The organism is Actinomadura meyerae (assembly GCF_900188445.1).
GTDB classification, from domain to species: Bacteria; Actinomycetota; Actinomycetes; order Streptosporangiales; family Streptosporangiaceae; genus Spirillospora; species Spirillospora meyerae.
In genome coordinates this window covers 34,818-52,351 of record NZ_FZOR01000003.1, presented here as the reverse complement: position 1 = coordinate 52,351, position 17,534 = coordinate 34,818, and the positions used below count along the sequence as shown (strand labels likewise).

Genomic DNA, 17,534 nt, shown 5'->3' with positions numbered 1-17,534 from the left:
ACCGCCCGTCCGCTGAGAAGAGGGACGCGTTTTCAGGCCGGGGACGCGCCATCAGGCCGGGGACGCGCCGTCAGGACAGGGACGCGTAGGCCGCCTCGGTCAGCCGGAAGGCGCGCAGGTCGCCGGTCGCCTGGTCGCCCATCAGGTTCGGCAGGTAGGCGAGCGCGAGCCCGGCGTCCGGGTCGCCGAGGCCGATGGACCCGCCCGCGCCGGTGTGCCCGAACGCCGTCGCCCGCGCCGCCTTCGGGACGTAGTAGGTCTGCGCGGGGCGCATGAAGCCGAGCCCGAACGAGCTGTCGACGAGCAGCGTCCGGTCCGGGCCGCTGACGCGCGGGCGCATCGCCTCGCGCAGCGTGTCCGGGCGCAGGATCCGGCCCGCGACGAGGTCGCGGTAGAACGCGGCGAACGCGGGCGCGGTGGCGAGCATCCCGGCGGACGGCCAGCCCGCCCGCAGCACGACCGGGTTGTTGAAGCCGCCCTTGCCCGGGCTCGGGTTGCCGAGCGACCGGTTCATCGCGCTCTGCGGGTCGCCGTACGCGGCGGCGAGCCGGGTCAGCAGGCCGCGGTCGGTCGTCCGGGGCGCGTCGGCGGCGCCGCGCCGTCCCGCCGACAGCTTCGCGGCGCGCTCGATCACCTCGTCCGGTGCGCCGATCCACAGGTCGAGGCCGCCGGTGAACTCCTCCTTCACGAACGCGCCGACCGTCCGGCCGCCGAGCCGCCGGACGATCTCGCCGGCGAGCCAGCCGTAGGTCAGCGCGTGGTAGCCGTGCGCCGTACCGGGCTTCCACTCCGGCTCCTGCGCGGCCAGCAGCGACGCGAGCGCGGCGGGGTCCGCGGCCTCCTCGGCGGACACCGGGCGCGCGAACGCGGGCAGCCCCGCCTGGTGCGACAGCAGGTGCGCGGCGGTCGCGCCGTCCTTGCTCGCGGCGCCGAACTCCGGCCACCAGTCCGCGACCGGGCCGTCGACGTCGTAGGCGCCGCGCTCGGCGAGCAGCATCGCGGCGGTGGCCGTGACCGCCTTGGTGCAGGAGAAGCCGAAGCAGGGGGTGTCGGGCAGCCACGCGCGGCCGGTGCGGCGGTCGGCGGTGCCGCCCCACAGGTCGACGACCTTGCGGTCGCCCGCGTACACGGCGACGGCGGCGCCGAGCTCGCGCCCCTCGGCGAAGTTCTGCTCGAACACCTCCCGGACGCCGGCGAACGCCGGATCGCAGTGCCCCTGCACCACTGTGCTCATGCCGCTTCCTCTCCACGGGGACTCCATAGAATCACGTTCTAGGATCCCCGGCCGACCCCGCACCCGGTGCGCGTCCGGGGCCCGGCGTGCGCCGAGCGGCCCGGGTGCGCGTCAGCGGCCGAGGTGGTGCACGGGCTGGGGCAGCGGCTCCGCGGCCGGACGCGCCGGGCCGGTGCGGCCGAACTCCAGGGTGAGCAGGGCGGCGGCCAGCTGCACGATGTCGAACCACGAGCGGAACGCGACGTTGCGCGGCTTGTAGGACGGCCGGAACTTCTTGTTGAACAGGTACAGCGACTCGACGGCGATCCACGGGTCCAGCAGGTGCAGGGCCTGGTACCCGGCCTTCTCCAGCAGGCCGCGCTCGTCGTTGTCGAGCAGCTCCCGGAACGCGGCGAAGTTCAGCGAGACGACGCCGTGCCCGTGCTCGGCCGCGTACTCGATCATCTCGACGATGAGGCGCTCGTTCACGCCGTTCGGGCCGCCGGGGGCGCGGCGCATCGCGTCCAGGCTGATGCCCTGCCCGGCGGTGACGTAGCGCTGGAACGCGATGGGCTCCTTGTCCTCGCCGTAGGCGATCGCGACGACGGCCCCCGGGTGGTAGCCGGTGAGCAGCTCGTCGAGGTTCATGGAGAACCCGCGCTCCGCCGCGCCGCCGAGGGACCGGGACGCGACGTCCAGCAGCCGCTCGCGCAGGTCGGGGGTCAGCTCCCGCTCCAGGACGATCCGCGACGTGACGCCCGCGTTCCCGGTCCGCTTCACCGCCTGCCGGACGTTGCGCATCCGCCGTCCGGCCAGCGTGAACTCCCGCGGGCGGATGACCACCTCGTCGCCGAACCCGATCGTCCGGCACGGGCCCCAGGCGGGCAACAGCTCGTCGCTCGCGCCGAGCACGGCCGGGCGCCAGCCCGTCGTCCGGCACATCGCGAGGAACGCGCGGACGGCGTCGCCGTGCGAGGCGGCATCGCCGACCGGGTCGCCGCCCGCCACCGCGACGCCGAACAGGACGCGGTAGCCGATCGCGGCGCGCCCGTCCGCGCTGAACACGTACGACTTGTCGCGGCGCAGCGCGAACGGGGCCAGGGTGTCGGACCCGGGACGCGCGACCAGGCCCGCGACGCGGCGGCGCTCGGCCTCGTCGCCGGGCGGCGGCGCGGGGTCGGCCGCGAGCAGCGTGGTGAGCAGGACGAGCAGCCCGGCGGCGCCCGCGAGGCCGAGCACGCCGGGCAGCCAGGACGCGCCGTCCAGCGGCGCGCCGGTGGCGCCGAGCCCGGCGGCGACGGCGCCCACCGACCGGACCGACACGCCGCCGAACAGCAGCGAGCCGGCGATCGCGGCGGCCACCAGCAGTGCGCCGGTCTTCACCGCGGTGCGGACGCGCTCCTGGTGCGGCCGCACCGGGAAGCGGTCGCGTTCCAGCCACAGCGCGCCGAGGACGGCGGCGAGCAGCGGCAGCCGCCACAGCGGGTCCTCGCCGGTGACGACGGCGAGCAGGCCGAGGGCGACCAGCACCGCGAGGCCGTACCAGGCGGCGCGGCGGCGCAGCAGGACGCCGCGGGCGAGCAGGGCGAGCGCGAGCGCGACGACGACGGCGTGCGCGGGGGCGAGGGGGCTGCCGGTGACGATCCGGGACAGCCGGCCGAGCCACGGCGGCGTGCCGTGCAGGGCGGGCACCGCGACGAGCACGGCGACGAGCGCCGCGGCCGCGGCGAGCGGCCAGACGGGCCGGGCCGACGCGGGCACGGCCGATTTCCCTGGTTCCACGAAGGACACCTCCGCTGAGCCCCCAACCAAGATCCTTTGGAACTCATTCCCCTGGCCGGACGTTCTTCATCCCTCACTGCGCAGACTACGGCCCCCGCCGCCGCGCCGGAATGGCCGGACTCCGCCGCGGGCGGGCGGCGATCCGCGCCCCGGAGGCCGGGGTCTATAGGCTCGTGGTGATGAAGAGGCTGCTGCTCGTCCATCACACACCGTCACCGTCCGTCCAGGCGATGTACGAGGCGGTGCGCGCCGGGGCGTCCACCGACGAGATCGAGGGCGTGGAGGTCGTGTCCCGTCCGGCGCTGACGGCGTCCGCCGTGGACGTCCTGGAGGCGGACGGCTACCTGCTCGGCACGCCGGTGAACCTGGGCTACCTGTCCGGCGCGCTCAAGCACTTCTTCGACCAGATCTACTACCCGTGCCTGGAGGTGACCGTCCGCCGCCCCTTCGGCGCGTACCTGCACGGCAACAACGACGCGACCGGCGCCCTGCGCGCGCTCGACTCGATCACCACCGGGCTGCGCTGGAAGGCCGTCCAGCCGCCGGTCGTGGTGACGGGGGAGCCCGGCAAGGCCGACCTGGAGGCGTGCTGGGAACTCGGCGCGGTCACGGCGGCGGAGCTCGGCCGCTTCTGACCCGCCGGCCGGTAGCTTTCCCGCATGAGTGGTTTCCGGCATGTGGTGATGTTCAAGTGGGTCGCGGGCACGACGACCCTCCAGCAGGACGAGGTCGCGGCCAGGCTGCGCGAGCTGCCGGGCCGCATCCCGGAGATAGCGGCGTACAGCGTCGGGGCCGACGCGGGCGTGAACCCGGGCTCCTACGAGTTCGTGGTCGTCGCGGACTTCGCCGACCGCGACGCCTACCTCGCCTACCGCGACCACCCCGACCACCGCGCGGTGGTGGACGCCCACATCACGCCGATCACGGCGGAGCGCGCCGCGATCCAGTACGAGATGTGACGGAGAGTAAAACCGAGCAAGCGCTTGTGCCCGAATCGTTTTCGGGTTAGTTTCAGCAGAGACGCCCGCTGGGAACGGATCGCGCCCCGTTCCCGGCGGGCGGCATGCCTCCGCCCGGAGCCCGCCCGGAGCCCGCCTGGAGCCCGCGCGGCGGCGTTCCCGCACGGGCCGCCGGCGTCAGCCCCGGTGCCGCAGATTCATGATCTCGTCGCGGAGCTGCTGCGGCGTCGGCGCCTCCAGCAGTCGCGGACCGTCACGCAGCGGAACCAGTGCCCACCACGACCCGGTGGCCTCGCCGAACCAGACGCGCACCCCTGGAAACTGCTCCTGGAGGCCGCGCGCGGTGGCGGCGCGCATGGCCGCGGGCGTGGGCTCGTCGCGGCCCGCGGCGCCCCGTTGAGCCGTCATGCCCCCCTCCCCCCGTAGATGTCTCCAGTAACAGCGTCCCCACGGCCCAATGCGCCACCCCTACTCGGCAATTTGTGACTAAGCACACTATGGGGGTTGGCGCCCCCGCACGGTGGGATACCGCGCCGGATGTGCTCCAACGGATGTATTCGGGGGTGAACCGAACGCCCTCGCCGCACGCATGACCGGCGCGGACCGCGCGATGGCCAGGGGAGACGGCGGGGGAGGGCGGCACCGCCGCGGCGACCCGTGCCCGGACGCGGCGCGGCGCGGCGGGCGGCGTCTAGTGCAGGTTGATGCCGTCGAACATGACCTTGAGGTAGTGCTCCGCGAGCCCCTGGGCGTTCAGGCGGCCGCCCGGCCGGAACCAGCGCACCGCGACCCACACGGTGTCGCGGATCATCCGGTAGGTGAGCTTCGGGTCGAGGTCGTGCCGGAACAGCCCCTGCTCCTGGCCGGCCCGGAGCGTGTCCACCCACATCTTCTCGACCTCGTCCTCGGACTTGATCAGGTAGGCGAACCGGTCCATGCCCTTGAGGTAGTTCCAGTCGTTCTGCATCACCGTGATGGCGGCGCGGTGCGGCTCCAGCGTGCCGAAGGCGACGCGGACGAGTCCGGCGATGGTGTCGCGCGGGTTGCGGCCCTCGGCGATCACCGCCTGGTAGGAGGCCATGATCTCGTCGAAGAAGCCGGACAGGATCTCGTCCACGATCGACTCCTTGGAGTCGAAGTGGTGGTAGAGGCTGCCGGACAGGATGCCCGCCTCGTCGGCGATGTTGCGGACGGTGGTGGCCTGGAAGCCCTTCTCCGCGAAGAGTTCGGCGGCGAGTCTGACCAGGTGCTCGCGCCGTTCCGACGCCAAGGCGGGCGAGCCCCTGCCACGGCGGCGGGCACCGCCCTCGCCCGCGGCACGGGTTCGGGATCGTCCGGACTTAGCGCTCGTGGTCGTCACCCTCTCATTATGCCGTGCCCGCCCAACCGCTTGCTCGATTGCGCCGCCGCCCCAGGTTACGGCGAACACCAAGCGCTTGCTACGTCTGCGGGCGGGGCATCGGCGGCGGGCCGCATAGGCTCGGGCCCATGGCCGATGTGATCGTGTTCGACCTGTACGGAGTGATCGCCCGCACCCAGACGCCCGCGGCGGTCCGGCGGATCGAGGGGATCGCCGGGGTGCCCGGCCCCGCGTTCTGGGAGGCCTACTGGGCCTGCCGCCCCGCCTACGACGCGGGGCAGGAGGGCGCGGCCTACTGGGCGGAGGTCGCCGCCCGGCTCGGCGTGTCGTTCCCCGACGTCCCCGCGCTGATCGAGGCCGACCTCGACAGCTGGACGGACGTGGACGACGTGATGGCCGGCCTCGTCGGCGAGCTCGCCGACTCCGGCCGCAGGCTGGGCCTGCTCTCCAACATCATCGGCGACCTGGTGCCCCGCATCGAGGCCCGGCACGGCGCGCTGCTCGACCGCTTCGACGCGCTCGTCTACTCCTGCCGCATCGGCGTCGCCAAGCCCGACCCGCGCGCCTTCGAGATCTGCGCCGAGCGCCTCGGCGTCGAGCCGGGCGACGTCCTGTTCTTCGACGACACCGAGCGCAACGTCCTCGCCGCCCGCGAGGCCGGGATGCGCGCCGAGGTCTTCGCCGGGCCCGACCAGGTCAGGGCCCTCGCCGGCTGAGCCGCCGCGCCGGGCCCGCGGCACCGCGCCCGTCGCGCGGGTGCCCGGGAAGGGCGGCCGCGACCGCCGCCGTCGCCACCATGAGGCCCGCCATCACCGCGAACGCGGCGGTGTGGTCGTCCGCCACGGCGACCAGTGCGGCGAGGCCCAGCGCGGCGCCGGTCTGCTTGGTCGTGTTCATCAGGCCGGACGCGGCGCCGGCGTCCTCCCGCGGGACGCCCGCGGTGACGGCGTTGGTGATCGGCGTGTTGAGCAGCCCGCCGCCCGCCGAGATGAGGACCGCCGGGCCGAGGACGTCCGGCAGGTAGGCGCCGCCGGGGGACAGGCGGCTCTGCCAGGCGAACCCGGCCGCGGCGATCAGGGACCCGGCCGCGATCAGCGCGCGGTCGGGCAGCCGCCCCATCAGGCGGGGCGTGACGCGCAGCGCGACGGCCATGGTCAGCAGCGTGTGCGGGAGGAAGCCGAGCCCGGTCTCCAGGGCGCTCAGCCCCAGGACGTCCTGCATCGACAGCGCCAGGAAGTACCACATCGGGTTCAGGCACGCCCCGGCGAGCAGCATCGCCGCGTTCCCGGCCGCGACCGCGCGCAGCCGCAGCAGCCCGAGCGGCAGCAGCGGCGTCCGGGCCCGCGACTGCTGGACGGCGAACGCCCCCAGCGCCGCGGCGCCCGCGATCAGCGCGGGTGCGTTCCAACCGCGCGTGACGCCGTAGGTGAGCGACGCGACGCCCGCGGTGGCCAGCACGGCGCCCGGGACGTCCAGCCGCCGCCGCTCGCCCTTCGCGTTCTGGACGAGACGCGCCGGGAGCAGCGCGAGGACGCCGACCGGGACGTTGACGAGCAGCGTCCAGCGCCAGGACAGCACGTCGGTGAGCAGGCCGCCGGCGAGGTTGCCGGCCGTCCCGCCCGCGAGGCCGACGGCGGTCCAGGCGGCGAGCGCGCGGGGCCGGACGTCCTCGTCGAACGCCGTGGTGAGGACGGTCAGCGTCGCGGGGGCCAGGAGGGCGGCGCCGATGCCCTGAAAGGCGCGCGCCGCGATGAGCGGGCCGGGCGCGCCCGCGAGGCCGCCGGCCAGGCTCGCCAGCGTGAACAGGGCCAGCCCCGCGGCGAACACGCGCCGCGGCCCGTGGACGTCGGCGAGCCGTCCGCCGAGCAGCAGCAGTCCGGCGAAGGCGAGGGCGTAGGCGTTGACGACCCACTGGAGGTCGGCGGGCGCGAAGCGCAGGTCCGCCTGGATGGACGGCAGCGCGACGTTCACCACCGACACGTCCAGCACGACCATGAACTGCGCGGCGCACGCCAGGGCGAGCACGGCTCGCTGCCGCGATGTCATGGGACTCCTCTGGTACGGATGTATCATTATGGTACATCGGTACCATGAAGGCATGCCGAGGACCGCCGACCACGACGCCCGCCGCGCGCAGATCATCGACGGGCTCGTCCGCGTCGCCGGGCGCGACGGCCTGCACGCCGTCACCATGCGCTCGGTCGCGGCCGAGGCCGGGGTCTCGCTGCGGCTCGTCCAGTACTACTTCGAGACCAAGGCACGGCTCATGAACGCGGCGCTGGAGCGGCTCGAACGGCAGAGCAACGAGCGGTGGGCGGCCCGCCTCGCCGACCTGCGCGACCCGGCACCGCGCGAGACCGTCGAGGCGCTGCTCGCCGAGGCACTGCCGACCGACCCGGAGAGCCGCCTGTTCCACCAGGTCTGGACGTCCTACGCCGTCCTCGCCCTGACCGAGCCGTCGCTCGCGGCGCAGCCCTTCGTGGATGGCCCCGACCGTCTGGAGCGGCGCTTGGCGGAGATCCTCACCGGCACGTGCGAGGACCCGGCCACGGAGGCGGCGCGCCTGCTCGCCCTCGCCCACGGGCTCGGTACGAGCGTCCTGGTCGGACGGCGGAGCCCGGAGTCGGCGATGGAGATCCTCCGCCACCACCTGGACGAGATCTTCTAGCGCGGCCGCCCTGCGGGCGGCGGCCGGTCAGTGCGGGCCGGTCAGTGCGGCGGGGGGAGCTCGCTGGCGGCCTCGGCGGCCTTGGTGAGGCGGTCGCGGAGGGTGCGCAGCAGCTCGTCGCCCTGCTCGGTGAGGCGCTCGATCGCGGGCAGGGCCAGGTCGTCGCGGACGGTCGCGGCCAGGAGCTCGTCGTACTCGCCTGCCTTCTCGGCGATCGCCTCCAGGTGGCGCTGGGCGCGCAGGACCTCGTCCGCCTCCCTGGCGCGCTCCGCGTAGCGTTCGAGCGCCTCCACGCGGCGGGTCACCGCCCTGACGGAGATGTCCAGCTTCTCGCGCAGCGGGCGGAGCGCCGCCTCCACCTCGGGCAGCGTGCTCTCCCCGGCCATCTCGGCGTGGTCGGCGCGCAGCTTCGACTGCTTGGCCAGGACCTGGGCGATCTCCCACTCCTGGCGGGGCAGGGTGACCGCGTTGTCCACGGCGTCCAGCAGCCCCTCGCGGTTCACCGCGGAGTCGCGGACGGCGTCGATCGCCGCCTGGACGCGGGCCAGCAGCGCGCGGCCGTCGGCGTCGAGGTCCTCGGGGGTGAGGTAGCGGTCGCGGCGCCGCTCCAGCTCGCGGGCGCGGCGCAGGTCCAGCGACAGCGACGGGGTGCCGAGCGCGACCAGCACCGCGAGCATGCCGAGGCCGATCAGCCACAGCGAGCCGAGGAGCGGCGAGCCGAGCAGGCCGAGGGCGAGCACGGTCAGCGGCGCCAGCCACAGCAGCGGGCGGTGGCGGTCGACGATCGTGTCGAGTTCGGCGCGCAGGGTAGGGTCGGCGACCGGGCGCGGCTCCGCGGCCGAGCCGTCCGAGGGGGCGCTCGGGGGCGCGATCCGCCGCCAGTCCGTGGAGACGTGCGTCTCGAACGCGAAGTCGGTCCGCGCGATCTCGATCTCGGTCGGGCCGGCGGGCAGCGGCCACGAGCCGACGGGGTCGCCCCCGCCGGGCCCGGTGAAGCGGACCCACCAGCCGCCCTTGCCGTCGTCGCATCGGTAGCGGCCGGGGGCGACGTCGATGCCGACGAAGTACGTCCCGATACCCGGTATGGAATCACTCCACGAGCCACTGGTCACCGGTGACCTCCCGTACCTGAACGACGTCCGGGGGACGGTAAGAGTTGCATTACCCACATCCGCCCAGGGGAAGCCGCCTCGGGTTTGGAATACTCCAGCGGGTGCGACCTGACTACGACCCTCTCGATGATCCCCCCTGGGCGATGCAGTTGGTGGTACGGGCCGAGAAGGCCGATCCGCCCGGCCACGGCGCGGTCTGCGAGGCGGCCGCGACCGCCGTCGTGCGGCTGCTCACCGACCCCCGCGCGGTCGAGGGCGAATGGCGGGACGCCGTGCGCGAGTGGGAGTCCCGGCGCATACGGAAGGTGACGCGGCGGGCGCGGGGCGTGCGCTGGCCGGAGGTGGAGGCGCTGCCCGGCGTCACCGTCGAGCACGCGGGCGCGCAGGTGCGGGCGTTCCCGCCGGGCCCGGTGTCGGACGTCCCGCCGCAGCTCGCGAAGCTGCAGGTCGCGGGCCTCGACCTCGCGGACGGCGAGCCGGAGCCGGCGCCGGAGCCGCCGTACGCCGCGATCGCCCTCAATCCGGATGTGACGATCACGACGGGGAAGGCCGCCGCGCAGTGCGGGCACGCCGCCCAGCTGCTGCTGCGCCAGGGCCGCCGCAAGGACGTGGCGGCGTGGGTCGAGGCGGGGGCGCCCGTCCGGCTGGCCCGGGACGTCCCGTGGCGCGACTGCGTGAAGAAGGCGACCGTCGCGGTGCGCGACGGCGGGTTCACCGAGGTGCCGCCGGGCACGATGACCGCGATCGCGTGGATCGTCCGCAAGTAGCCCTTGCGCGGCGCGGCGTGCCGGGCGTTCCGGCACGCCGCGCCGCCGGTCAGGGCAGGGTGACGGCGATGGGCGCGATGCCCGCCGCGCGGATGGCGGACGGCAGGCGGCCGGCGAACGGGTGGTGGTCCACCGGCAGGCCCCGCGGGTTGTCGACCACGTAGTGGACGGTCCCGCCGGCGCGGCTCTCGGCCCACGTCGCGCCGAGCGACCGCAGCACGGAGGCGGCCTTCGCGGCGTCCGCCGCCTTCACCGACACGCGGATCGGCGACTCGTAGGACGGCAGCTCGGCGGCCTCCCGCACCGCCTTCGCCGTGCCCTGGGGCGCCGGTGCCGCCGCCGGGTCCGGGCCGAGGATCGCGTTGTAGAGCAGCTTGGCCGTGCCGTCGCTGAACGCGCGGAAGTTCGGCTCCGCCGCGAACAGCACGGAGCGTCCCGCGCCGACCGGCTGGTCGACGACCGCGGCGGTGCCGCCCAGCTCGGCCGCGCCGCGCTCGAAGCCGGAGGTGAACCAGTCGGGCGAGTCCACCGGCGGGTACGCCACGGCGACGCCGCTGGAGGCGTGCATCACCAGGTCGTAGGAGGTGAAGTTCCACGCCGTCGGGCCGACGCCCTTCGCCAGCGGGCTCGACCCGTCCACCTTCACCCGGAACAGGGTGCCGGGGATGTCGGACGTCGGCTCGGCCAGCGTCGCGGTCGTCAGGCCGAGCCGCGCCGCGAGCTGTGTGCCGCCCTGCCAGCCGATGTAGCGGCCGCCGTCGCGCGTCCACCGCTGGAGCGCGGCCCGGCCCGCGTCGCCGAGCGCGGTGTAGGCGGACGACGCCGGGCCGTCGGGCGTGACCAGCACCTCGATGCCGTCCAGCTTGCCCGCCGCGACGTCCGCCGGGGTGAGCAGGGTGAACGGCAGTTCCCAGTCGCGGTCCAGGCGGTGCCGCAGCCAGCCCGCCGACTGGCGGGCGGCCGACGACGTCGCCGACAGCTGCAGGACGCCGAGCTTCGGCGCCTTCCCGTCATGGCCCGGACGCGGCGCGGGCAGCGGCGGCACCGGGACGGCGCGCGGGCGCAGCACGGCCCCGGACGACCCGCCCGCCACGTTCCCGAGCAGCGGCAGGCTCCACGCCGTCACGTCGTAGAAGTACGGGAACGGCGTGTAGGAGTCCTCGTTGAGCATGGCCTGGATCCAGTGCTTCTGGCCCTGCGCCATCGAGATCCAGTACGTGCCCGCAGGAAGGGTCGTCTTCGCCTCGGCGCGCCCGTACGCCTTGAAGTCCGGGACGGCCAGCGGCCGGACGAGCCTCTTCACCTGCACGCCCATGCGCTGCAGCCGCCGCACGACCAGCCGGACCTCGGCGCGCTTGGCCGGGTCGTCGTCGCGCAGGAAGTAGCTCCGCACCTTCCGGTCGGGTACCGGCCGGTCGATCGTGTTCGGCGGGTTGTAGATCTGGTTGGGCTCCAGCTTCCCCGCCTCGCCCTGGGCGTGGGCGTCCACCGTCATCCGGCGCCACTCGGCCAGGACGCGGTGCCGGTTGCGCGCGGCGGCCGACAGCGCCGTCCACTGGGTGAGGTACTGCTCCTTCACCCGCTCCGGGTACGGGCTCCCGTCGCCCTTCTCGAAGGTCATGCCCGCGGCGTGGAACGCGCTGGTCGGGACGGAGTCCCCGTAGCCCTGGTAGAAGAGGTCGTAGACGTCGCGGTTGAAGAAGTCGATGCCCTGCCGCGTGAACTCCGCGGCCAGCGCGCCGCCGTACAGGTCGTTGATCCAGCCGACGGCCTGCTCGGGGGTCTCGTGGTAGACCGGGTCGGCGTTCGGCGGGAAGAAGTACGACGTCCCGCCCATCTCGTGCGCGTCGATGTAGAGGGCCGGCGGGTACTGGTTCAGCATCGCCAGCTTGCCGTCGGTCTCCGGCTGGGTGCGCGCGAACCAGTCCCGGTTCATGTCGAACCCGTAGGCGTTCTGGCGCGTGTTCAGTTCCCGCCCGTCCGGGTTCTGCGTCGGCAGGACGACGACGAGCGCGTTGTCGAGGATCGCCGTCGCGGCGCAGTCGGCGCGGTCGCCGAGGTCGCGCAGCACCCGCAGCGCCGCGTCGGTGCCGCTCGGCTCGTCACCGTGGACGTTGCCGCTGATCCACAGGATCGGGACGCCGCGCTCGGTGATCCGCTCCGCGAGCGCCCGCGGGGTGCCCGGGTCGCGGAGCAGCGCCGCCTCCCGCCGCACCTCGGCCAGCCCCGCCTTGGACATCAGCGCGGGACGTCCCGCTATCGCGTACTTGAGCGGGCGCCCCTGCGCGGACGTGGCGAGCGTCCCGGACACCACGCGCTCGCTCTTGGCGGCGACCGCCTCCAGGTAGGCGTCGGACTCGGCGGCGCTGACGGGCCGCTCGCCGAGCTCGAAGCCGAGGACCTGCTCCGGAGCCGGGACCCTGCCCCGGTAGACCGGTGCGGTTCCGGTCGGGTCACAGGCCGCCGCGGGGGCGGCGGGACGTGCCGATGCGGGTGCCGCGAGGGCCGCGGGCACCGCGAGGGACGCCGCCAGGACCACCGGCAACGCCAGTTCTCGGGCTCTCATGAGCCACAACGTGGCATCGTGCGGGGGCCGCACCAACGGCAAGATCTGCCAAGATCAGTCGCGCTGCCCGTCGTGCTCCGGCGCCTGCGGCGGCTCCGGGACGGGCGACGGCTGCGTGGCGTCCTGTGACCCGGCCTGGGGCGCGTCCTGCTGGGTGGCCTGAGGCGCGTCCTGCGGCCCGGCCTGCGGGGCGGCCTTGGGCGCCGCCTTCGGGGCCGGGCGCGGGCGCGGGCCGGTCAGGGCGACGGCGCGCTCGATCGCCTGGAGCGCGAACTCCTGCGTGCGGGTGAGGCCGCGCGGGCCGACGGGGGAGGAGCCCGGCTCGGCCGCCTTGCGGCGCGCGCCGGCGAGCTGGGCCTTCGCGCTGAGCCCGTAGGACAGGAACAGCAGCACGACGAACGCCGCCAGGTAGACCAGGTGCTGGATCAGGCCGCCCCACCGGCCGGTGAACACGTCCAGGACGGCGAACATCGCGAACCCGGCCATCCAGCCCGCCAGCGGCGGCACGAACAGCATGTCGCGGCGCAGCGCCACGCCCGCCGCCGCGCAGAGCAGCAGCAGAACCTCGGCCGCCTTGACCGCGACGAGGACGCCCGTCGCCGGGCCCGAGCCGAAGTAGCCCTCGGCCTCGTCCACCCGGTCGCCCCACAGCAGCACGCCGCTGGCCAGGACCGCCACCCCGTAGGCGAGGAGGAAGACGCCGACCGCGTAGTGGAACCGGTGCCAGGTCCGCGCGCCCCGTCCGAGGCCGCCCGCCGGTGCGGCGGCCGGGCCGGCTCCTGGCTGGGCACCAGCGCCCACCGTCATAGTCGCCCCCATGTTCCCGGTTCATGTACTACGCGCAAGATATCCCGGATAGGGTCCCCTGGACCTCCGAACGCGGGCCGCCCCCGCCGCCCGTCCCGCCGCCGCACCGCGCTGACCAGGCGATGTGCTTGCACCCGGGCCGGTGAAGCGGGAGGGTGAGTACCGTACACGTCGGGCCGCGCGGAGTCCGTGAGGAAGCAAGGATGACGCCTGACGATACGGGAACGGCCGCGCCGTCGAAGACGCGGATCGAATATCTGGAAGAGCTCGGGGGCGAGCTGACCAAGCGCGGGCTCCGGGTCCGGCTCACGCTGCCCCGCGGCCAGTCGCCGAGCCTGCACGTCCTGAACCCGGACGCGGCCGCGCTCACCGAGAACATCATGGCCGAGCAGGGCGCCGACGGCTGGTGGTACTGGTGGTCGTGGTCGGAGCGCATCGCCGCCGCCGACGACGTCGCCACCGCGGCCGACCGCGTCGCCGCCGTCCTGGCCGCCCGCTGATCCGCCGTACGCAGAACAGCCGCACGCGCCGGTCTCCCGCCGCGCCCTGACGCGCGGCCCCGCGCCGCGCCCTGGCCGTGGCGCCGTGTCCGCATGCCATGTGCCGTGCGACGTGCCGCCTGTACCGCAGCACCGCACGCCGTACCTTTGTGCCTTTGTGCCCTGCGCTCGGTGAATGTTGGCCCGCGAAACATTTCGGTGGCGCCGCGCGGCCCGCTCCCGCCGGAGGACGCCCGCGCCGGGCCGCCGCCATGTCCCGGCCGTCTCGCGCCCCACCCTTGTTGATCTCGTGTTACGTGATTGTTACCGCTGACAACAAATCAACATGCTGACAGGTCTGGCGTGACGGGCAAGCGCGACATAAGTTGCGGGACACAACATTCAGCCCGGCGGGCGTGTGATCTCGCTCACCGGCTCGAGAGACCCCCTCGGCCGCGGCACGGCGGCCGCCCCCCAGAAAGGACCCGGGCAATGCGCAAGGGCATCCTCGGCCTGATGGCCCTCACGACGGCCGCGGCGCTCAGCCTCACCGCGTGCGGGGACGACGGCAACGACTCCGGCGGAGACGCGGCGAAGGGCAAGGTCGGCGTGATCCTGCCCGACACGGCCTCGTCCGCGCGGTGGGAGAACTTCGACCGCCCCTACCTCGAGCAGGCCTTCAAGGCGGCCGGCATCCAGAGCGACATCCAGAACGCCGAGGGCTCCGCCCAGCGGTTCCAGACCATCGCCGACCAGATGCTGACGAGCGGCGTCACCGTCCTGCTCGTCACCGGACTCGACTCCAACTCGGCGGCCGCCGTGCAGCGCAAGGCGCAGGCGCAGGGCGTCAAGACCATCGACTACGACCGGCTCACCCTCGGCGGCGTGGCCGACTACTACGTCTCCTTCAACAACGTGAAGGTCGGCGAGACGATGGGCGCCGGCCTGCAGAAGTGCCTCGGCGAGAAGGACGCCAACATCGTCTACCTGAACGGCTCGCCGTCCGACAACAACGCGACCCTCTTCGCCAAGGGCTCGCACAACGTGCTCGACAAGGTGTCCACCTACAAGAAGGTCGCCGAGCAGCCCGTCCCGGACTGGGAGGCCGAGAAGGCCGCCACGCTGTTCGAGCAGATGTGGACCGAGCAGCACGGCAAGATCGACGGTGTGCTCGCCGCGAACGACAACCTCGGCAACGCGGTGATCTCGATCCTGAAGAAGAACCAGCGCGCGGGCAAGGTGCCGGTCACCGGCCAGGACGCCACCGTCCAGGGCCTGCAGAACATCCTCGACGGCACCCAGTGCATGTCGGTCTACAAGCCGTCCAAGCTGGAGGCCGACGCGGCGGTGAAGCTGGCCGTCTCCCTCATCAAGGGCGAGAAGGGCGAGACCACCGCCACCGAGCACGACCCGATCGGCAAGCGCGACGTCCCGTCGGTGCTGCTCGAGCCCATCGGCATCACCAAGGAGAACGTCAAGAAGGTCGTCGACGACGGCGCGGTCAAGGCGGCCGACCTCTGCAAGGGGGCGTACGCGGCCAAGTGCGAGGCCGCCGGCATCACGGTCCAGTAACGCCCCGCCGACCTCGTGGCGGGCCCCGACCGCTGAGGGCGTCCCGGGCACCCGGAAGCCCGGGGCGCCAGGGGCCCGCCACGGGCGCGCGACACACAGTGGAAGGAACCACGTGGCTGAAAACGGAGACCCCGTCCTCCGCCTGACCGGGCTCAACAAGAGCTTCGGTGCCGTCCACGTCCTGCACGACGTGGACTTCACGCTGCGGCTGGGCGAGGTCATGGCCCTCGTCGGCGACAACGGAGCGGGCAAGTCGACCCTCATCAAGTGCATCGCCGGGATCCACCCGATCGACTCGGGGCGGATCGAGTTCGACGGGCGCGAGGTGACGATCGACGGGCCGCGCACCGCGGCCGACCTCGGCATCGAGGTCGTCTACCAGGACCTCGCGCTCGCCGACAACCTCGACATCGTGCAGAACATGTTCCTCGGCCGCGAGCGCAAGCACGGCCTCATCCTGGACGAGGCGTCGATGGAGGAGTCCGCCCGGGAGGTCCTCGCCCGGCTGTCGGTCCGCACCGTCAAGTCCGTCCGCCAGCAGGTGTCGAGCCTGTCCGGCGGGCAGCGGCAGACGGTCGCCATCGCCAAGGCCGCGCTGTGGGAGTCCAAGGTCGTGATCCTGGACGAGCCCACCGCCGCGCTCGGCGTCGCCCAGACCCAGCAGGTGCTCAACCTCGTCCGGCGCCTCGCCGACAGCGGCCACGCCGTCGTGCTGATCTCGCACAACATGAACGACGTCTTCGAGGTGGCCGACCGCATCACCGCGCTCTACCTCGGCCGCGTCGCCGCGGACGTCGCCCGCTCCGAGGTCACCCACGGCCAGGTCGTGGAGCTCATCACCGCCGGCCGTTCCGGTGATCTCGGCCTCGCGCCGACGACCGCCGCAGAGAGCATCTGAGGGGGGACCACGACGTGTCCACCGACATCCCGACTCCGAAGGACACCGCCATGAAGCTGGCGGACGCGGACTTCGCGAACGACCGGCGCGAGCACGACATGAGGTCGGCGGCGCGGGACTACTGGAACAAGATCAAGGCCGGTGAGCTGGGCGCGCTCCCCGCCATCCTCGGCCTGATCTCCCTCGTCGTCCTGTTCACCGCGCTGAAGCCCGACACGTTCCTCAGCAAGGCGAACATCGCGAACCTGTCCACCCAGGCGCTCCCGATCACCATCCTCGCGATGGGGCTGGTGTTCGTCCTGCTGGTGGGCGAGATCGACCTCGCCGCGGGCGTCGCGAGCGGCCTGAGCGCCGCCGTCATGGCCAAGCTCCTGGTGGACGGCGGCCAGCCCTGGTACGTCGCGATCATCAGCGCGGTGGCGACCGGCGTCATCATCGGCACCGTGATCGGCTGGCTCGTCTCGGTGCTGCGGATACCGTCGTTCGTCGTCACGCTCGCGTTCTTCCTCGGCCTGCAGGGCATCACGCTGCGGCTGATCGGCGAGGGCGGCACCGTGCCCGTCCGCGACGAGGTCATCGTGGCGATCGCCACCAAGAACATGCCGATCTGGCTCGGCTGGACGCTCGCCGTCGCCTGCTCCGTCGGCTACACCGCGACGCAGGTGCTGCGCTGGCGCCGGCAGCGCGCCCGCGAACTGCACTCCAAGCCGCTGGAGTTCGTGCTCGCGCAGTCCGGCGTCGTCGCCGCCGCGCTGCTGATCAGCACCGCCGTGCTCAGCCAGGACCGCGCGCCGAGCCCGCTGATCACGCTCGGCGGCATCCCGTGGGGCGTGCTGCTGGTCGGCATCCTGCTGATCGTCTGCACGTTCGTGCTGGGCCGCACCGCCTACGGCCGGCACATCTACGCCGTCGGCGGCAACGCCGAGGCCGCGCGCCGGGCCGGTATCAACGTCGTCCGCATCCGGATCTCCGTCTTCATGATCGGGTCCGGGCTGGCGGCGGTCAGCGGCATCGTGGCCGCGTCCCGGCTGAACTCGGTCGCCGTCAACGCGGGCGCGGGCAACACGCTGCTGTACGCGGTCGGCGCCGCCGTCATCGGCGGGACGAGCCTGTTCGGCGGGCGCGGCAAGGCCCGCGACGCCGTCCTCGGCGGCCTGGTCATCGCGATCATCGAGAACGGGCTCGGCCTGCTCGGCACCAAGGCGTACCTGAGCTTCCTCATCACCGGGGTGGTGCTCCTGCTCGCCGCCACCATGGACGCGCTGGCCAGGCGGCGGCGCACCGCCGCCGGGCGATGAGCCCGCGGGCGCGGTGACCCCGTGAACGCGGCCGGAGGCGCCTGGGAGCCGGT

At 73.7% G+C, this 17,534-nt stretch carries 17 protein-coding genes; 9 read left to right on the top strand and 8 right to left on the bottom strand.

Features of this window, described 5'->3' with window-relative positions:
- Positions 1-70: 70 nt before the first annotated feature.
- Positions 71-1,234, bottom strand: a complete 1,164-nt coding sequence (locus CHF16_RS04815; RefSeq protein WP_089324676.1) for a serine hydrolase domain-containing protein — start codon at positions 1,232-1,234, stop codon at positions 71-73.
- Between the two features lie 111 nt (positions 1,235-1,345).
- Positions 1,346-2,995 carry a bifunctional lysylphosphatidylglycerol flippase/synthetase MprF gene (locus CHF16_RS04810; protein WP_143227876.1) on the bottom strand — a complete coding sequence of 550 codons (1,650 nt, stop codon included), beginning with the start codon at positions 2,993-2,995 and terminating at the stop codon, positions 1,346-1,348.
- A gap of 179 nt (positions 2,996-3,174) precedes the next feature.
- On the opposite strand from CHF16_RS04810, the gene CHF16_RS04805 reads away from it, so the two are divergent.
- Both CHF16_RS04805 and CHF16_RS04800 read left to right on the top strand, forming a co-directional pair.
- Positions 3,175-3,630, top strand: coding sequence for a flavodoxin family protein (locus CHF16_RS04805; RefSeq protein ID WP_089324892.1), 456 nt, complete (start codon positions 3,175-3,177; stop codon positions 3,628-3,630).
- Positions 3,631-3,654: 24 nt separating this feature from the next.
- Positions 3,655-3,954 (top strand): Dabb family protein, encoded by a 300-nt coding sequence (locus CHF16_RS04800; protein WP_089324674.1) that lies wholly within the window; start codon positions 3,655-3,657, stop codon positions 3,952-3,954.
- A gap of 177 nt (positions 3,955-4,131) precedes the next feature.
- Here the strand turns inward: CHF16_RS04800 and CHF16_RS04795 are convergent, their stop codons facing one another.
- Both CHF16_RS04795 and CHF16_RS04790 read right to left on the bottom strand, forming a co-directional pair.
- On the bottom strand, positions 4,132-4,362 hold the full coding sequence (locus tag CHF16_RS04795) for a hypothetical protein (protein WP_089324673.1): 231 nt from the start codon (positions 4,360-4,362) through the stop codon (positions 4,132-4,134).
- Positions 4,363-4,645: 283 nt separating this feature from the next.
- Positions 4,646-5,314, bottom strand: a complete 669-nt coding sequence (locus tag CHF16_RS04790; protein ID WP_089324672.1) for a TetR/AcrR family transcriptional regulator — start codon at positions 5,312-5,314, stop codon at positions 4,646-4,648.
- A 128-nt stretch (positions 5,315-5,442) separates the two neighbouring features.
- Between CHF16_RS04790 and CHF16_RS04785 the strand changes: the two genes are divergently transcribed.
- On the top strand, positions 5,443-6,030 hold the full coding sequence (locus CHF16_RS04785) for an HAD family hydrolase (RefSeq protein ID WP_089324671.1): 588 nt from the start codon (positions 5,443-5,445) through the stop codon (positions 6,028-6,030).
- Here the strand turns inward: CHF16_RS04785 and CHF16_RS04780 are convergent.
- The gene (locus CHF16_RS04780) at positions 6,011-7,360 is read right to left on the bottom strand and encodes an MFS transporter (protein ID WP_089324670.1); all 1,350 of its coding nucleotides are present in this window, start codon (positions 7,358-7,360) and stop codon (positions 6,011-6,013) included. The genes CHF16_RS04785 and CHF16_RS04780 overlap by 20 nt on opposite strands.
- Positions 7,361-7,412: 52 nt before the next feature.
- Between CHF16_RS04780 and CHF16_RS04775 the strand changes: the two genes are divergently transcribed.
- Positions 7,413-7,982, top strand: coding sequence for a TetR/AcrR family transcriptional regulator (locus CHF16_RS04775; RefSeq protein WP_089324669.1), 570 nt, complete (start codon positions 7,413-7,415; stop codon positions 7,980-7,982).
- Between the two features lie 41 nt (positions 7,983-8,023).
- Here the strand turns inward: CHF16_RS04775 and CHF16_RS04770 are convergent, their stop codons facing one another.
- Positions 8,024-9,094, bottom strand: a complete 1,071-nt coding sequence (locus CHF16_RS04770; protein ID WP_089324668.1) for an Rv1352/Rv1906c domain-containing protein — start codon at positions 9,092-9,094, stop codon at positions 8,024-8,026.
- Between the two features lie 143 nt (positions 9,095-9,237).
- Here CHF16_RS04770 and CHF16_RS04765 point away from each other — a divergent pair, with 143 nt between their 5' ends.
- Entirely contained in the window at positions 9,238-9,861 is a 624-nt protein-coding gene (locus tag CHF16_RS04765) for an aminoacyl-tRNA hydrolase (protein WP_245868220.1), read from the top strand.
- A 49-nt stretch (positions 9,862-9,910) separates the two neighbouring features.
- On the opposite strand, the gene CHF16_RS04760 is transcribed toward CHF16_RS04765, so the two are convergent.
- The gene (locus CHF16_RS04760) at positions 9,911-12,427 is read right to left on the bottom strand and encodes a M14 family zinc carboxypeptidase (protein WP_089324666.1); all 2,517 of its coding nucleotides are present in this window, start codon (positions 12,425-12,427) and stop codon (positions 9,911-9,913) included.
- A 54-nt stretch (positions 12,428-12,481) separates the two neighbouring features.
- The gene (locus CHF16_RS04755) at positions 12,482-13,234 is read right to left on the bottom strand and encodes a single stranded DNA-binding domain-containing protein (RefSeq protein ID WP_089324665.1); all 753 of its coding nucleotides are present in this window, start codon (positions 13,232-13,234) and stop codon (positions 12,482-12,484) included.
- Between the two features lie 203 nt (positions 13,235-13,437).
- Between CHF16_RS04755 and CHF16_RS04750 the strand changes: the two genes are divergently transcribed.
- From CHF16_RS04750 to CHF16_RS04735, 4 genes are all read left to right on the top strand, one after another.
- Positions 13,438-13,734 carry a hypothetical protein gene (locus tag CHF16_RS04750; protein ID WP_179271385.1) on the top strand — a complete coding sequence of 99 codons (297 nt, stop codon included), beginning with the start codon at positions 13,438-13,440 and terminating at the stop codon, positions 13,732-13,734.
- A gap of 471 nt (positions 13,735-14,205) precedes the next feature.
- Positions 14,206-15,285, top strand: coding sequence for a sugar ABC transporter substrate-binding protein (locus tag CHF16_RS04745; RefSeq protein WP_089324664.1), 1,080 nt, complete (start codon positions 14,206-14,208; stop codon positions 15,283-15,285).
- A gap of 112 nt (positions 15,286-15,397) precedes the next feature.
- The gene (locus CHF16_RS04740) at positions 15,398-16,183 is read left to right on the top strand and encodes an ATP-binding cassette domain-containing protein (protein WP_089324663.1); all 786 of its coding nucleotides are present in this window, start codon (positions 15,398-15,400) and stop codon (positions 16,181-16,183) included.
- 14 nt (positions 16,184-16,197) lie between these two features.
- On the top strand, positions 16,198-17,481 hold the full coding sequence (locus tag CHF16_RS04735) for a sugar ABC transporter permease (RefSeq protein WP_245868219.1): 1,284 nt from the start codon (positions 16,198-16,200) through the stop codon (positions 17,479-17,481).
- Positions 17,482-17,534: the final 53 nt, after the last annotated feature.